General features: G+C 65.9%; 14 protein-coding genes. 4 read left to right on the forward strand and 10 right to left on the reverse strand.

Translation table 11 applies throughout. The features are described from left to right. The first annotated feature begins 123 nt into the window (after window positions 1–123). The 3 genes from FCE95_RS02385 to FCE95_RS02395 are packed head-to-tail and all read left to right on the forward strand — an operon-like array spanning window position 124 to window position 2,181. Window positions 124–906 (forward strand): NAD kinase, encoded by a 783-nt coding sequence (locus tag FCE95_RS02385; protein WP_137265388.1) that lies wholly within the window; start codon window positions 124–126, stop codon window positions 904–906. A 14-nt stretch (window positions 907–920) separates the two neighbouring features. Further along, window positions 921–1,256 (forward strand): hypothetical protein, encoded by a 336-nt coding sequence (locus tag FCE95_RS02390; protein ID WP_137265389.1) that lies wholly within the window; start codon window positions 921–923, stop codon window positions 1,254–1,256. Window positions 1,257–1,272: 16 nt separating this feature from the next. Further along, complete coding sequence (locus tag FCE95_RS02395) at window positions 1,273–2,181, forward strand: 5'-nucleotidase (protein ID WP_137265390.1); 909 nt, start codon at window positions 1,273–1,275, stop codon at window positions 2,179–2,181. Between the two features lie 104 nt (window positions 2,182–2,285). Here the strand turns inward: FCE95_RS02395 and FCE95_RS02400 are convergent, their stop codons facing one another. From FCE95_RS02400 to FCE95_RS02425, 6 genes are all read right to left on the reverse strand, one after another. Then, entirely contained in the window at window positions 2,286–2,852 is a 567-nt protein-coding gene (locus tag FCE95_RS02400) for a DUF2939 domain-containing protein (protein ID WP_137265391.1), read from the reverse strand. A gap of 28 nt (window positions 2,853–2,880) precedes the next feature. After that, complete coding sequence (locus FCE95_RS02405; RefSeq protein WP_137265392.1) at window positions 2,881–3,567, reverse strand: DUF2461 domain-containing protein; 687 nt, start codon at window positions 3,565–3,567, stop codon at window positions 2,881–2,883. Next, on the reverse strand, window positions 3,564–5,006 hold the full coding sequence (gene sbcB, locus FCE95_RS02410) for an exodeoxyribonuclease I (RefSeq protein WP_137265393.1): 1,443 nt from the start codon (window positions 5,004–5,006) through the stop codon (window positions 3,564–3,566). The genes FCE95_RS02405 and sbcB overlap by 4 nt, the downstream gene beginning before the upstream one ends. Next, on the reverse strand, window positions 5,006–6,373 hold the full coding sequence (locus tag FCE95_RS02415) for an FAD-dependent oxidoreductase (protein ID WP_137265394.1): 1,368 nt from the start codon (window positions 6,371–6,373) through the stop codon (window positions 5,006–5,008). Before FCE95_RS02415 ends, sbcB begins: the two co-directional genes overlap by 1 nt. Before the next feature lie 135 nt (window positions 6,374–6,508). After that, entirely contained in the window at window positions 6,509–7,777 is a 1,269-nt protein-coding gene (kynU, locus tag FCE95_RS02420) for a kynureninase (RefSeq protein WP_137265395.1), read from the reverse strand. Between the two features lie 40 nt (window positions 7,778–7,817). Further along, window positions 7,818–8,828 (reverse strand): amidohydrolase family protein, encoded by a 1,011-nt coding sequence (locus FCE95_RS02425; protein WP_137265396.1) that lies wholly within the window; start codon window positions 8,826–8,828, stop codon window positions 7,818–7,820. A gap of 167 nt (window positions 8,829–8,995) precedes the next feature. Here FCE95_RS02425 and FCE95_RS02430 point away from each other — a divergent pair, with 167 nt between their 5' ends. Then, window positions 8,996–11,167, forward strand: a complete 2,172-nt coding sequence (locus tag FCE95_RS02430) for a xanthine dehydrogenase family protein molybdopterin-binding subunit (RefSeq protein WP_137265397.1) — start codon at window positions 8,996–8,998, stop codon at window positions 11,165–11,167. Between the two features lie 12 nt (window positions 11,168–11,179). On the opposite strand, the gene FCE95_RS02435 is transcribed toward FCE95_RS02430, so the two are convergent. From FCE95_RS02435 to FCE95_RS02450, 4 genes are read right to left on the reverse strand one after another with little or no spacing between them, the layout of a single operon-like run. After that, window positions 11,180–11,710, reverse strand: a complete 531-nt coding sequence (locus FCE95_RS02435; RefSeq protein ID WP_137265398.1) for a 3-hydroxyanthranilate 3,4-dioxygenase — start codon at window positions 11,708–11,710, stop codon at window positions 11,180–11,182. 4 nt (window positions 11,711–11,714) lie between these two features. Next, window positions 11,715–12,143 carry a RidA family protein gene (locus FCE95_RS02440; RefSeq protein ID WP_137265399.1) on the reverse strand — a complete coding sequence of 143 codons (429 nt, stop codon included), beginning with the start codon at window positions 12,141–12,143 and terminating at the stop codon, window positions 11,715–11,717. Next, window positions 12,140–12,799 (reverse strand): carbonate dehydratase, encoded by a 660-nt coding sequence (gene can, locus FCE95_RS02445; protein ID WP_137265400.1) that lies wholly within the window; start codon window positions 12,797–12,799, stop codon window positions 12,140–12,142. Before can ends, FCE95_RS02440 begins: the two co-directional genes overlap by 4 nt. Beyond that, entirely contained in the window at window positions 12,796–14,223 is a 1,428-nt protein-coding gene (locus FCE95_RS02450; RefSeq protein WP_137265401.1) for an aldehyde dehydrogenase, read from the reverse strand. Before FCE95_RS02450 ends, can begins: the two co-directional genes overlap by 4 nt. Between the last annotated feature and the right edge of the window lie 74 nt (window positions 14,224–14,297).

A 14,297-nucleotide genomic window follows, 5' to 3' on the forward strand; every position in this document is an offset into this window, starting at 1 on the left:
AGCCCGCTCGACTGCTTTTCTCCGCTCTTGGGAATCTTTCCGCAACGGCAAAGAAGAGCAGTCGAGCAGGCTCGACTCTACAAAAGCGGAGCTTGGGTTAAGCTGGCCTCACGGAGACCGCAGATGACCCAGAATCCCAGGATCGCTTTCCTCGCCAGCTCCACCGACGGCGCGCAGGACGCCGCCGCTAAACTGACCGAGCGCTACGGCCAGGCCGAACCGGCCGAGGCCGATGTGATCTGCACGCTCGGAGGCGATGGCTTCATGCTGCAGACCCTGCATCGGCACGGCGGCCTGGGCAAGCCGGTGTACGGCATGAAGCTGGGCACGGTCGGTTTCCTGATGAACCATTACCGCGACGACGATGCCGACGACGATTTGCTGGCGCGCATCGCGCAGGCCGAGCCGGCGGTGCTGCGTCCGCTGGAAATGATCGCCGCGACCGAATCGGGCGCCTCGGTCGGCTCGCTGGCCTACAACGAGGTCTCGCTGCTGCGCCAAACCCGGCAGGCCGCGCAGATCCGGATCGATTTGAACGGCCAGACCCGCCTGGACGAACTGGTGTGCGACGGCGTAATGGTCGCCACCGCCGCCGGCAGCACGGCCTACAACTACTCCGCGCACGGCCCGATCCTGCCTTTGGGTTCCAGCGTGATCGCGCTGACCCCCATCGCGCCGTTCCGGCCGCGGCGTTGGCGCGGCGCGCTGCTGAAAGCCGATACGGAAGTGCGGTTCCGCATCCTGGATCCGTACAAGCGCCCGGTCAGCGCCACCGCCGATTCGCACGAGGTGCGCGACGTGGTCGAAGTCACGATCCGGGAATCGAAAGACCGCACGGTGACGCTGCTGTTCGATCCCGAACACAATCTCGAAGAGCGCATCCTCAGCGAACAGTTCGTCGTTTGAACGGAGGGGAACGCATGGGCACCCGCGAGGAACTGCTTCGCCATCTTTGGGAATCGATCATCGATCCGCACCTGGGCCCGGAAGCGGTCGAGCGCACGATCGCCGGACTGGGCCGGCACCCGGAAGGCCCCTTCGGGGATGCGGGCGCGGCGTTGCAGCGTTTGTTGGACGCTGGCGCCGCGCCGCGCGACATCCAGATCACATGCCGATTCGCCGCGTACGAGGCGGTGTTCTGCACGCTCTACGCCATGGACGACCCCGGCGTGGACGGCGGCGACGTGTTCATGCTCCACGAGGACTTGCTCGGCGCCGATCCCAGCGGCCGCGATGGCCGTTTGGACGGCCGATGACTGCGATAATGGCGCCATGGCACAAACCGCGGTTCCTCAGCCCCTCGTAGTCGCGATCACCTCGCGCGCCTTGTTCGACATGGAGGACAGCCATGGGCTGTTCCAGGAAAAGGGCATCGAGGCGTACGCCGAACACCAGCGCAGTCGCGAGGACGACATCCTCGAGCCCGGCATCGCTTTTCCGCTGGTGCGCAAACTGTTGGCCCTGAACGACAAAGCGCCTCCGGAAGCGCCGCACGTCGAGGTGATCCTGCTGTCGCGCAATTCGTCGGACACCGGTTTGCGCATCTTCAATTCGATCCAGCACCACGGCTTGGGCATCGTCCGCGCCACGTTCACTTCCGGCGCGCCGACTTGGCCCTATATCGTGCCGTTCGGCGCGCAGCTGTTCCTGTCCGCCAATCCGGAATCGGTGCGGCGCGCGCTGGAGAACGGCGTGGCCGCGGCGACCATCTTGCCGGCGAAAGCGCCGGAGCACCGCAGCGACCAGTTGCGGATCGCGTTCGACGGCGATGCGGTGATCTTCGGCGACGAAGGCGAACGCTATTCCCGCGAACGAGGCGTGGAAGCGTTCGGCCGCAACGAGCGCGAACGCGCCCACGAACCCCTGCCGGGCGGCCCGTTCCGCGGCTTCCTGGACGCCTTGCACCGGCTGCAAGCCGCATTCCCGAGCGGAGAGGGCGCACCGATCCGCACCGCGCTGGTGACCGCGCGCTCCGCGCCCGCGCACGAGCGCGTCATCCGCACGTTGCGTGCGTGGGACGTGCGCCTGGACGAGGCGCTGTTCCTCGGCGGCCGCGACAAGGGGCCGTTCCTGGAAGCCTTCGGCGCCGACATCTTCTTCGACGATTCGCTGCACAACATCGATTCGGCGCGCCGCCACGTCGCGGCCGGACACGTGCCGCATGGGGTCGCCAACGATTGACCAAGCCGGCTTTCGTGGGAGCGGCTTCAGCCGCGAGCTCTTTTAGGGTTGCGACGAGGCGACGGGGAAAGCCCGCGGCTGAAGCCGCTCCCACAAGAGCCGGTCTACAGCGGTAGGCGGATATCGGAGAGCTTCCAGTTCAAGCCGTCGCGCGTCATCACGAACACGATCGGACGGCCGGAATCGTCGCGCACCGTGGCGGTGAATCGCGATAGGGATTCGAAGCGGTATTGCGCGCCATCGAACGGGCGCGGCGCCGCGGGCGCGGCGACAACGCCGCCGCTCGCGTCGGACGGCGGCGGCGCCGGTGGCGGCGCGAACCCGTCGCCGATCCGCTTCCATACTTTGCGCCCTTCCATCAACGCACCCAAGCCGGTCGGCGTCACCATCGCGTCCACGCTGCCGCCGATGAGGCCGCCGGCGATGCTCAGCCCGATCGAACCGAGCGCGCTGGCTTGCGCATCCGGTCCCGCTTCGCGCACCAAGCGGTCGGCGAGTTGGGCCTTCACGCTGGCGCGCAATGCCGGGAAATCGACCTGCCGCGACAGAGCCGCGGCATCCTGTTTTTCCACGGCGCTGCGGATCGCGCGCACGGTCAGATAAGGGCCGGCGCCGACATAGGCGATCAGCGCGATCAGTACGGCGGCCGCGAGCCATAACCATTTCTTCATCAGTCGACTCCTCGCCGCGTCGCGGCCGTCAGAATTCCAGATCGAGCGAAGCGCAAAGGTAATCGACGAACGGGGATAGCCCGGTCAAATCCTTTTCCAAGGTTTGGCGCAGTTTGGGGCCCAGGACGACGCTGTCCTCGACCGACCGCAACGCGACGAAATTCTTGTGCTTCAGGTCGTCGATGAACTCGAAATCCGGCGGAAATCCGCGCGGCGGGCGGACCAGCATCTCTTCGGATTCCAGGTCGTAGCGACGCTCGAAGGCACGCGCATGCGCCGCGGCCTTCCACCCGCCCGGATTGTCGAAAATGAATTGGCGGATGCGGCGCTGCGTTTCCGGTTCCGGATGCCATAGCCCGGCGCCGATGAAGCATTCGCCGGGTTCCAGGTGGAAATAGAAAGAAGGCGCCGGCACTTGCTTGCGCCGTTCGTGGAACAGGCGCGCGCCTTGCCAGGTCTTGTACGGCGCTTTGTCGTTGGCGAAGCGTGTGTCGCGATAGATGCGGAACAGCGAGCCGCCGTTGGACTTGGGATCGGCGCGGAAATGCGGGCTGACTTCCTTCAGCGCGGGCTGCAAATCGCCCAGCAGGCGCAAAAACGGATCGCGCAGGTGGGTTTCGTAATCCTGCCGATGCGCCTGGAACCACTCGCGGTTGTTGTTCCGCCCCAGGCTGCGCAGGAACTTGAAGGTCTTGTCGGTGAAATAAGCGCTCATGCGATTTCGGCCTTGATGTCGTCGCCCCAGGCTTGCAAGCGGTCCAGCAACGCCAGTTTGCCGCCATCGCCGGCGTGCGCCAAGCGCAGGGCCGCGATTTGCGCGCCATAGCTTTCGAAAGTGAATTCGGAGCGGCCGCTATCGACGTCCAAACGCAGGCGGCGGTAAGCGTTCCACGCATTGCGTTCCGGGGCCGTGAGCGTGTCCGGCCAATTTCGGGCCCGGTAGCGGAACAGCAGATCGATCAAGCGCGGATCTTGGAAACCGAAATCCCGCTCGCCCAATTGGTCGGGCGGCGTGCTGCGTACCTGCGCTAGCCTGTTCTTGTCGGCGTCGCCGATGAAGCCGTCGTACAAAGCCGCATCCGGATCGGCCGGCGCCCGCGCGGCTTCCGAAGCGTAGACGCGGCGCATTTTCTCCGCCAGAACGGGCCCGGCCGCGCGCAAAATCTGCGCCTTCGATTCGGTCTCAACCCGGTCGATCCCCAGCCGTTCGAAATCGGCCGCGCGCAGATGCTGCCACGCGACCAGGGCAGGGCACCGGTTCGTATGCACTTCCTTCAAGCCGATGCGCTTTTCGCCTTCCGGCAAATCGGCGGCCGGGGTGTACAGGCGATCGGCGATGGCGTCCGCGTCCAGGTCGAGCAGCGCGTTCGGATCGCCCTCCAAGTCGAACACGATCACGCGGCTGTCGATCCGCGGATGCCGGGCCAGAGGCAGCACGGCCGCCGCGCTCAGCCGGCTGGCCGGGTACCGTTGCGAAACGTGCAGCACCGGCGCCATCGCGACCGTGTCGAGCATGGCCGCGGCGCGGCGCTTGTCGCGCAAGGTCAGCGCGTATTCCCAGAATCTTGGTTGCGATCGGCGCAACAGCCGCGCCATGCCGATCAGAGCGCGTACGTCGGACAAGGCTTCGTGCGCGTCGCCCAGGCGTACGTGGTTGGCGGCCGCGAGATGCTCGAGCCGGAAAGAAGCGTAACCGTCGTCGCGCTTGGGCCATTCGATGCCCTCGGGCCGCAGCGCATAGGCCAGGCGCAGCACGTCGAGCAGATCCCAGCGCGAGTTGCCGCCGCGCCATTCGCGCTCGTAGGCGTCGTAGAAATTGCGGTACAGCCCGTAACGGACGAATTCGTCGTCGAAGCGCAGCGAGTTGTAGCCGGCGCTGCAGGTTTCGGGCCGCGCCATTTCCTCGAAGATGCGGGCGAAGGCTTCGGCTTCGTTGACGCCGTCGCGCAGCGCGTCCTGCGGCGCGATCCCGGTGATCAGCGTGGCGACGGGCGCGGGCAGCAGATCGTCGGCGGGCTTGACGAAGAAATCGACCGGCGCTTCGATTTCGTTGAGCTCGGCATCGGTGCGGATCGCGGCGAACTGGGCGATGCGGGTGAGGCGCGGATCGCTGCCGTAGGTTTCCAGGTCGTAAAAAAGGAAACTGGACGGCACTATGGCGCGTCCTGCAGCGGCTGCAGCCTGGCCGTCACCTCGGCGTCGACGGCGGTCCAGTCGACGCCGTCGAGCGAATCCAACCCCTGCGTCGCCCGCACCAGGATCTCGCGCTGGATGTCGCTGCGCTCCAGCGCCACCGCATACGGGATCAGCATGAAGGTGACCATCGTATAGTGCGGCACGAAACGCTCCGGGTGCCGCTCCTGCAGTTTGCGTTCCAGTTCGCGCTGCAGCAGGAAATCGGGGTCGTCGACGCGGTCGCGCATCTCCAGATAGTTTTCGAGCGCCATCTGTTGGATCGCCGAGGCGTTGGGCTTGCGTTCGGCCTCGAAGGCGGCGAAGGCGCTGGCGAGATCGTCGCCGTCGCCCAGCCGGCGCGCCAGGGCGACGCAGTCCTCGAAGGCGCAGTTCATGCCTTGGCCGTGGAACGGCACCATCGCGTGCGCCGCGTCGCCGAGCAGCACGGCGCGGCCGTCCAGGCGCCAGCGATCCAGATACAGCGTGGCGAGCAGGCCGGGCGGATTGCGTTCCCAGTCCTGGTCGAGTTCGGGGATCAGAGGCACCGCGTCGGCGAAATCCCTTTCGAACAACGCCCGCGCATCGGCGGTCGTCTTCAGCGTCGCGAAACTCGGATCGCCCTCGTTGGGCAGGAACAAGGTGACGGTGAAGGTTTTTTCGTCGTTCGGAAGCGCGATGCACATGTAACGGCCGCGCGGCCAGATGTGGAGCGCGTTCGGCTCGATCCGGAAGCCGCCGTCGTCGGCGGGCGGTATTTCCAGTTCCTTGTAGGAATGGTCGAGAAATTCGGTGCGCTCGCCGAGCGGCGATTGCGCGTTCATCGCGGCGCGCAGCGCGGAGCCGGCGCCGTCGGCGCCGACCAAGGCGCGGAAGCCCGCCTCAAAGCTTTCGTCGCTGCGGTCGTCGCGGAAGCGCGCGATGCGCGCATCGAAATCGACGCGGTCCAGCCGGCGGTCGAAATGCAGCCGGGCGCCGGCTCGTTCGGCCAGTTCCAACAGCGTGATATTGAGATCGCCGCGGTGCACCGACCAGATCACTTCCGAATCGTCGCGGCCGTAACGCTGCAGCTGCAAGCGCCCATCGGCGAAATGGACCATGCGCCCGCGCATCATCACCGCCTGCGCCATCACCGCGTCGTCGGCATCGGCCTGGCGCAGCGCGTTGCGGCCGCGTTCGGCCAAGGCCAGGTTGATCGAACGGCCGCCGACGTAGCCCTTGATGCGCGGGTCGCCGCGTTTTTCGTACACGTCGATCGACCACCCCCGCTGCGCGAGCAGGGTGGCGAGCAGCGCGCCGGCGAGGCCGGCGCCGATGATGGTCAGGGATTTGCCGTTCGGGTCTGTCACAGATTTAGCTCTTGTAGAGTCGAGCCTGCTCGACTGCTTTTACCGTGGGTGCCAGCGGCGCGAGTAAAGAACAGTCGAGCAGGCTCGACTCTACGAAGCCGCAACCGTCGTGCTGGGGATGACGGCCAAAAATAATCATTGCGGCCATCGTTCCACTGTCCGGATGAACCGCAGGACGTCGGCGTGATGGTTGTACATCGGTGCAGGCGAAATCCGGATCACGTCGGGTTCGCGCCAATCGCCCAATACGCCTTGCGTTGCCAAGTATTCGAACAACGAACGTCCGCGCTCGCGGCCGCCGACCACGCGCAGGGACAACTGGCAGCCGCGCCGTTCCGGCTCGCCCGGCGTGGCGATCTGGAGCGTGTCCGGCAAACGTTCTCGAATGAGCTTTTCGAGATAACCGGTCAGCTTCAGCGATTTCTCGCGCAGCGCCTGCATGCCTACGCGTTCGAACAGTTCCAGCGAGCCGCGCAACGGCGCCAAGCCCAGGATCGGCGGATTGCTCAATTGCCAGCCGTCCGCGCCGGGCGTCGGCGAGAATTCGGACCCCATCTTGAAGCGGGTGGATTGCTGGTGCCCCCACCAGCCGGCGAAGCGCGGCCGATCGGTGCGCGCGTGCCGCTCGTGGACGAAGCAACCGGCGACGGCGCCCGGTCCGGAGTTCATGTATTTGTAATGGCACCACACCGCAAAATCGGCGCCGCTGTCGTGCAATCGCAGCGGCAAATTGCCGACGGCGTGGGCCAGATCGAAGCCCACGAGCGCGCCGGCCGCGTGTCCGAGGCGCGCGATTTCCTTCAGATCGAAAGCCTGGCCGTTGCGGTACTGCACGCCGGGCCACACGATCAGGGCAAGGCGCGGACCATGCTCGGCGATCGCGCGTTCGATGGCCTGCATCGAAAACGTGCCGTCGGCCTCGTCGGGTTGCAGCTCGATCAGGTCGGTCGCCGGATCGAGGCCGTGGAATCGTACCTGCGACTCCAGCGCATAGCGGTCCGACGGAAACGCGCCGGCTTCCATCAGGATCGCCGGCCGCTCGCGCGTCGGGCGATAGAAACTGACCATCATCAGATGCAGGTTGGCGGTCAGCGAATTCATCGCCACCGTTTCCGACGGCAGTGCGCCCACCACCGCCGCCAAAGGATCGCGCACCAGTTCGTGATAGGGCATCCACTGCGCCTGGCCAGTGAAATGGCCTTCGACGGCTTCCATCGCCCATTTGTCGAGCGCTTCCTCCACGTGCCTGCGCGCCGACTTCGGCTGCAGGCCGAGCGAATTGCCGCAGAAATAGGCCTGTTCCGAGCCGCCGTGCTTCGGGATGTGGAATTCGCCGCGCAGGGCCCGCAACGGGTCGGCGGCGTCCTGCGCGAGCGCATAAGCGTCGGAATAGAGTTCGCTCATATCGTCTTCGCCCGAATTGTCGTAGCGCAGTGCCGCGCGGTCATGCGAAGCGCGACGCCGGCAAGCCCAGCCATTCCAGCGCCGTGCCGTGGTAAAGGCGCGCTTCGGCGGCGGCGTCCAACTTCAGCGCCGCGATGCCGGCGCCGGGTTCCTGTTCGCCGAGCGGGAAGGGATAGTCGGTGCCGAGCATCACCCGGTCGATGCCGCAGGTGTCGATCAGATAGCGCAAGGCGCGCGGATCGGCCACCCACGAATCGAAGTAGACGCGCTGCAGGTATTCGCGAGGATTGCGCGGGTTGTCGGTAGCCACCAAGTCCGGACGCATGTTGAAGCCGTGTTCGATGCGGCCGATGGTGTAGGGAAAGGCGCCGCCGCCGTGGGCGAGGCACACCTTCAATCCCGGCAGCCGTTCCAGCACGCCGCCGAAGATCAGGCAGCACGCGGCGCGCGCTTGTTCGGCCGGCATGCCCACCAGCCATGGCAGCCAGTATTTGGGCATGGTGTCGGTGCCCATCATGTCCCAGGGGTGGACCAGGATCGCCGCGCCGAGCTCGCTGGCGGCCTGGAAGAATTCGAACAGCTCCGGCGCATCCAGGTTCCATTCGCCGATGTGCGAACCGATCTGCACGCCCTGCAGGCCGAGCTGGTCCATGCAGCGCTCGAGTTCCTGCACCGCCAATCGCGGTGATTGCAATGGCACCGTGCCGATGCCGGCGTAATGGCGCGGATGCTCGCGGCAGGTCTCGGCCATGTGGTCGTTGAGCGCGGCGTGCAGTTCCAGCGCATGGTGCGGTTTGGCCCAATAGCTGAACATCACCGGCACCGTGCTGATCACCTGCACCTGCACGCCGAAGCGGGCGTAGTCGGCGATGCGCTCGTGCGGGTCCCAGGTCTTGGGCCAGATCTCGCGGAAGAACTTGCCGTCCTTGTAGATGCGATGGCGCCCGTCGTCGCCGTGGTGGATCACCGGAAAGCGGTTGTCGCCGTATTTGGCGGCCAGGTCCGGCCAATCGCGCGGTAGATAATGGGCATGGGTATCGATCTTCAGCATATGACTGTCGAGGTAATTGATTTGTCTAAGGTTTTCGACATCATTGCCCGGTTTGCGGCTTTCGCCGCCCGCGCTGGCGATCGTCTGGGACAGGATGTTAAAGGATACCGGGGTTCCGGTTTCGCGAACCGCGGCCTTCGAGTCCGACCACCCAGCCTTGGGACCGCATGAAACGCTCCTTCGACCTATCGCGTCGCGACTTCCTCAAGGCGGGCGCCCTAGCCGGCGGCGGCCTGGTGGTGGCCTTCACTCTGCCTAGCGCGCGCCGTGCCGCTATGGCTCACGAAGCGGTCGCGGCGGAGCCCTCCGCCTTCGCGCCGAACGCTTTTCTCCGCATCGGCAGCGACGACCGCATTACCGTGCTGTTGGCCCACTCCGAAATGGGCCAGGGCATATGGACCGGGCTCGCGATGCTGATCGCCGAGGAACTCGATGCCGATTGGGCGAAGATCGCGGTGGAGCACGCGCCCGCCGATGCGGCTTATGCACGCGTGGGATCCACGCGGCAAATGACCGGCGGGTCCAGCTCCACTCGGACGGAATTCGAGCGTTACCGCAAAGCCGGCGCCGCGGCGCGCCATCTGCTCTTGGAAGCGGCATCGCTTCGCCTTGGCGTTCCCGTCGCGGAATTGCGGACAGAACCCGGCAAGGTAGTGCACGGCGCGTCGAAAATCCCTTACGGGGATCTGGCGGACGATGCGGGCAAATTGCCCGTACCCGACGCCGAAACGCTGGCGCTGAAGGATCCGAAGGATTGGATCTACCTGGGCCGGCCCATGCGCCGGCTGGACAGCGCCGAAAAAATCACCGGGCGCGCCGTGTTCGGGATGGACATTCAGTTCGAAGGCTTGCTTACGGCCGTGGTCGCGCGCGCGCCGAATTTCGGAGGACGGGTCGTATCGTTCGACGCCAGCGCCGCCAGGGCCGTGAAAGGCGTGCGGGACGTGTTCCAGGTTCCGAGCGGCGTTGCGGTCGTCGCCGATCATTATTGGGCCGCAAAAACCGGACGCGACGCGTTGCGGATCCAGTGGGCGCCAGGTCCGCGCCCCGATCTGGACAGCGGCGCGCTCCGCAAAGAATTCTCGGATCTCGCTTCCACGCCCGGCGCGGTGGCGGCCGAAGCGGGGAATGCCATTGCCGAGTTGGCCGGATCCGAGCGCGTGATCGAGGCGGAATATTCGGTGCCTTATCTGGCCCATGCGCCGATGGAGCCCTTGAACTGCACTGTGAAGATAACGGCGGGCCGCTGCGATCTTTGGACCGGCACTCAGTACCAGACGGCCGATCAGCAGGCCGCGGCCGCCATTCTCGGCCTGGAGCCGGAGCAGGTGTTCATACACACCCCGTTTCTCGGGGGTGGTTTCGGCCGGCGGGCCTCCACGACGTCGGACTTCGTAACGGAAGCGGTCTGGGTCGCCCAAGCGGCGCAAGCGCCGGTGAAGACCGTGTGGTCGCGCGAAGACGATATCCGCGGCGGCTACTACCGGTCGGCTTTCGTGCACAAGGCGCGCGTCGCGATCGACGCGTCGGGCACGCCCACGGCTTGGCATCACGCGATCGTGGGCCAGTCGATCGCCACCGGCACCGCGCTGGAGTCGCGGATGGTGCACGACGGCGTCGACGCCACTTCCGTGGAAGGCGTCGCGGATGCGCCCTATCTAAGCCGCGTGCCGCATCGCCGGGTCGAATTGCATTCGCCGCGGACCGGCGTGCCCGTGCTTTGGTGGCGTTCGGTCGGCCACAGCCACAATGCATTCGTCATGGAGAGCCTGATCGACGAACTCGCGCACGCGGCCGGACGCGATCCGGTCGAATACCGGCGTGCGTTGCTTCAAGGGTATCCGCGTCATTTGCGCGTTCTGGATACGGTCGCGGAGAAGTTCGGCTGGACGGCCGCGCCCGAGCAAGGTCGCGGCCGCGGCGTCGCCGTGCACGAATCTTTCGGCAGTTTCGTCGCCCAAGCGGCGGAAGTATCCGTGCAGGACGGCCGCATCAAAGTGCATCGCGTGGTGTGCGCGATCGATTGCGGGCCCGTCGTGAATCCGTCGGGCGTGTCGGCGCAAATGGAATCGGGCATCGTCTTCGGATTGAGCGCGGCGCTGCATTCGCGCCTGACCTTCAAGGACGGACGCGTGCAGGAATCTAATTTCCACGATTACGCCGTGCTGCGGATGCACGAAATGCCGGCGGTCGAGGTGCATATCCTGCAAAGCGCCGAACCGATCGGAGGCGTAGGCGAGCCCGGCACGCCGCCGATCGCGCCTGCGGTCGCCAACGCGGTATTCGCGCTTACGGGAGTGCGGCTTCGCGATCTGCCGCTGAGATTGTCCGCGGCCTGAAGCGAAGGACGATCAGGTGTCCGGCATCACGTATTTCGCCGGCGCCGGGTTCAGATGCCCGCAATTCTTGCAGGTCCGGTGCTCTTTCGAGGAATAGAAGCGTTCGAACACCGGCGGGAAATCCTTCTCGATGTCGTGCAAGAAGAAGTATTCCTCGTAGATCTTGTGGTTGCAGTTCTCGCAGAACCAGAGCAGGCCGTCGTCCTCGTGCGGCAGGCGCTTGCGCTCGATCACCAAGCCGATGGAATCGGGCCCGCGTTGCGGCGAATGCGGCACGCGCGGCGGCAGCAGGAAGGTTTCGCCGGCTTTGATCGGAATGTCGCGGACTTTGCCGTCCTCCTGGATGCGCAAGGTCATCTCGCCTTCCAGCTGGTAGAACCATTCCGGGCCTTCGTCCCAGTGGTAGTCGGTGCGCTGGTTCGGGCCGCCGACGACCATGACGATGAAGTCGCCGTCGTACACGCACTTGTTGCCGACCGGCGGCTTCAGCAAGTGGCGGTGCTCTTCGATCCAGGCTTGGAAATTGAGGGGTCCGGGCAGCATGCGGTCATTCCTGTAGGCGCGCGACGCACTTGAGCTCGATCGCGATGGGCGTCGGCAATGCGGTGATGCCGAGGGTGGTGCGGCAAGGCGCGGCGGCGGGGTCGGGGAAATATTCGGCCCAGACCGCGTTGTAGGCTTTGAAATCGCGGGCCATGTCCGTCAAGTAGACGGTCACGTCCACCAAGTCTTCCCAGCGCGCGCCGCTGGCTTCCAGCACGGCGCGGACGTTGGCGAACACCGCCCGCGTTTGCGCTTCGATGTCGTATTTGCGGACGCGGCCGTCGGCGTACATCTCGTTGCCCGGAATGGCGTCCGTCGCCGGATCGCGCGGGCCGATGCCCGACAAGAACAGCAGCTCGCCCACGCGCCGGGCGTGCGGATACGAACCGACCGGCTTGGGCGCTTCGCCGGCGTGGATCGACGCGCCGCTCATTGCGCCTCGCCAAGCGAGATAGAATCGATCGCCTTGCGATAGGCCAGAGCGACTTCGTCCGCACCGGTCACGTCGATCGACAGTTCGCGCACGCGGCCGTTGTTGAGGCTGTAGACCCACCCGTGCACGGCCAGTTCCTGGCCGCGCGCCCAGGCGTCCTGCACGATCGTCGTCTGGCAGACGTTGAGCACCTGTTCGATCACGTTCAGCTCGCACAGCCGTTCGTGGCGCGAACTCAGCGATTCCACGTCGACCAGCAAGGGCTCGTGCTTCAGCATCACGTCGCCGACGTGGCGCAGCCAATTGTCCGCCAGGCCGACCCGGGTGCCGGTCAGCGCCGCGTGCACGCCGCTGCAGCCGTAGTGGCCGACGATCAGGATGTGCTCGACCTTGAGCAGGTCGACCGCGAACTGAATCGCGCTCAAGCAATTCAGATCGGTGTGCACGACCAGATTGGCGACGTTGCGGTGCACGAACACTTCGCCCGGGTCCAGGCCCAGGATCTGGTTGGCCGGCACGCGCGAGTCGGAGCAGCCGATCCATAGGTATTTCGGCGACTGCTGTTTGGACAGGCGGTCGAAGAAACCGGGGTCCTCGCGCTTGATGCGGTCGGCCCATTCGCGGTTGTTGCGCAAGAGTTCGTCGAGCGGAGTCATGCCAGGGCGATGCCTACGTTTTTCGGTTCGGTGAAGAAGCGCATGGCTTCCAGTCCGCCTTCGCGGCCCAGGCCGGACTGGCCCATGCCGCCGAACGGCGTGCGCAAATCGCGCATCAGCCAGGTGTTGATCCAGACGATGCCGGCGCGGATCTCGGAGGCGAAGCGATGGGCGCGGTTCAAGTCGCGGGTCCAGATCGACGCGGCCAGGCCGTACTCGCCGGCGTTGGCCAAGGCCAAGGCCTGGGCGTCGTCGTCGAAGGGCTGCAGGGTGACGACCGGGCCGAAGATTTCGTCGAGGTTGGTGGCGCAATCCGGACCCAGGCCGTCGATCACGGTCGGTTGCACGAACCAGCCGGGCCGATCCAGCGCGTTGCCGCCGCATAGGACGTTGCCGCCTTCGCTGCGCGCGCGCGCGATCGCGGCGATGACCTTGTCGAAATGCGCCTGCGAGACCAGCGGACCCAAGCGCACGTCGCTGTCGATCGGATCGCCGACCTTCAGCGCCAGCGCGCGCTCGACCAGCGCGTCGCGGAACCGCGCGTAGATGCCGCGTTCGACCAGGATGCGCGAACCGCACAAGCAGATCTGGCCGCTATTCTGGAAGGCGGAGCGGACGATCGTATCCAGGTGTTCCTGCCAGGCGCTGTCGGCGAAGACCAGGGTCGGATTCTTGCCGCCCAACTCCAGCGACACTTTTTTCAGCATCGGCGCGGCGACGCCGGCGATGCGTTTGCCCACCGCGGTGCTGCCGGTGAAGGACAGCGCCTTGATCCGCGGATGGCCGACGATGGCTTCGCCGACTTTCGGGCCCAGGCCGTGGACGATGTTCAACACGCCGTTCGGGAAGCCGATCTGCGCCGCCAATTCGCCCAGCATGGTCGCGGTTTGCGGCGTGATCTCGGACGGCTTGGCCACGACCGTGTTGCCTGCGGCCAACGCGGGCGCGATCTTCCAAGTGAATAGGTAGAGCGGCAGGTTCCACGGCGAAATCGTACCGACTACGCCCAACGGCCGCCGCAGCGTGTAGTTCAAGCCGGCCTGGCCGTGGTGCGATTCGCTGGCGAATTGGGTCGCGGCGTGCGCGAAGAAGCGCAGATTCGAAATCGCGCGAGGGATTTCGACTTCTCGGGCGAGCTTGAGCGGTTTGCCGCCGTCCTTGGATTCGGCGTGGGCGAAATCGTCCAGCCGGTCCTCCAGCGCTTGCGCGAGTTTTTCCAGCCAGCGCGCGCGTTCGGTGTCGGGCAGGGCCGACCAGGCGGGCAGGGCGGCTTCGGCGGCGGCCACGGCCGCTTCCACGTCTTGCGCAGTGCCGTCGGCGACTTGGGCGAAGGGCTTGCCCGTGGCGGGATCGAATACCTCGAGCCAACCGCCATCGGCTGCGTCGCGGGCTTTGCCGTCGATCCAGTGCGGGAGCTGTCGCATGCCTAATAGCTTAACCGAAGCGAGCTCCGGGCTCTTGCAGGAGCGGCTTTAGCCGCGAGCTTTTTCGGCCAAGT

Source organism: Luteimonas gilva, assembly GCF_005239095.1.
Lineage (GTDB): Bacteria > Pseudomonadota > Gammaproteobacteria > Xanthomonadales > Xanthomonadaceae > Luteimonas_C > Luteimonas_C gilva.

What these genes read in the sequence shown, in the direction of transcription:
- FCE95_RS02400 (WP_137265391.1), bottom strand. Translation starts at nt 2,852, where the DNA reads ATGAAGAAATGGTTATGGCTCGCGGCCGCCGTACTGATCGCGCTGATC.
- FCE95_RS02395 (WP_137265390.1), top strand. Translation starts at nt 1,273, where the DNA reads ATGGCACAAACCGCGGTTCCTCAGCCCCTCGTAGTCGCGATCACCTCG.
- FCE95_RS02425 (WP_137265396.1), bottom strand. Translation starts at nt 8,828, where the DNA reads ATGCTGAAGATCGATACCCATGCCCATTATCTACCGCGCGATTGGCCG.
- FCE95_RS02450 (WP_137265401.1), bottom strand. Translation starts at nt 14,223, where the DNA reads ATGCGACAGCTCCCGCACTGGATCGACGGCAAAGCCCGCGACGCAGCC.
- FCE95_RS02440 (WP_137265399.1), bottom strand. Translation starts at nt 12,143, where the DNA reads ATGAGCGGCGCGTCGATCCACGCCGGCGAAGCGCCCAAGCCGGTCGGT.
- FCE95_RS02390 (WP_137265389.1), top strand. Translation starts at nt 921, where the DNA reads ATGGGCACCCGCGAGGAACTGCTTCGCCATCTTTGGGAATCGATCATC.
- FCE95_RS02385 (WP_137265388.1), top strand. Translation starts at nt 124, where the DNA reads ATGACCCAGAATCCCAGGATCGCTTTCCTCGCCAGCTCCACCGACGGC.
- can (WP_137265400.1), bottom strand. Translation starts at nt 12,799, where the DNA reads ATGACTCCGCTCGACGAACTCTTGCGCAACAACCGCGAATGGGCCGAC.
- kynU (WP_137265395.1), bottom strand. Translation starts at nt 7,777, where the DNA reads ATGAGCGAACTCTATTCCGACGCTTATGCGCTCGCGCAGGACGCCGCC.
- FCE95_RS02435 (WP_137265398.1), bottom strand. Translation starts at nt 11,710, where the DNA reads ATGCTGCCCGGACCCCTCAATTTCCAAGCCTGGATCGAAGAGCACCGC.
- FCE95_RS02405 (WP_137265392.1), bottom strand. Translation starts at nt 3,567, where the DNA reads ATGAGCGCTTATTTCACCGACAAGACCTTCAAGTTCCTGCGCAGCCTG.
- FCE95_RS02430 (WP_137265397.1), top strand. Translation starts at nt 8,996, where the DNA reads ATGAAACGCTCCTTCGACCTATCGCGTCGCGACTTCCTCAAGGCGGGC.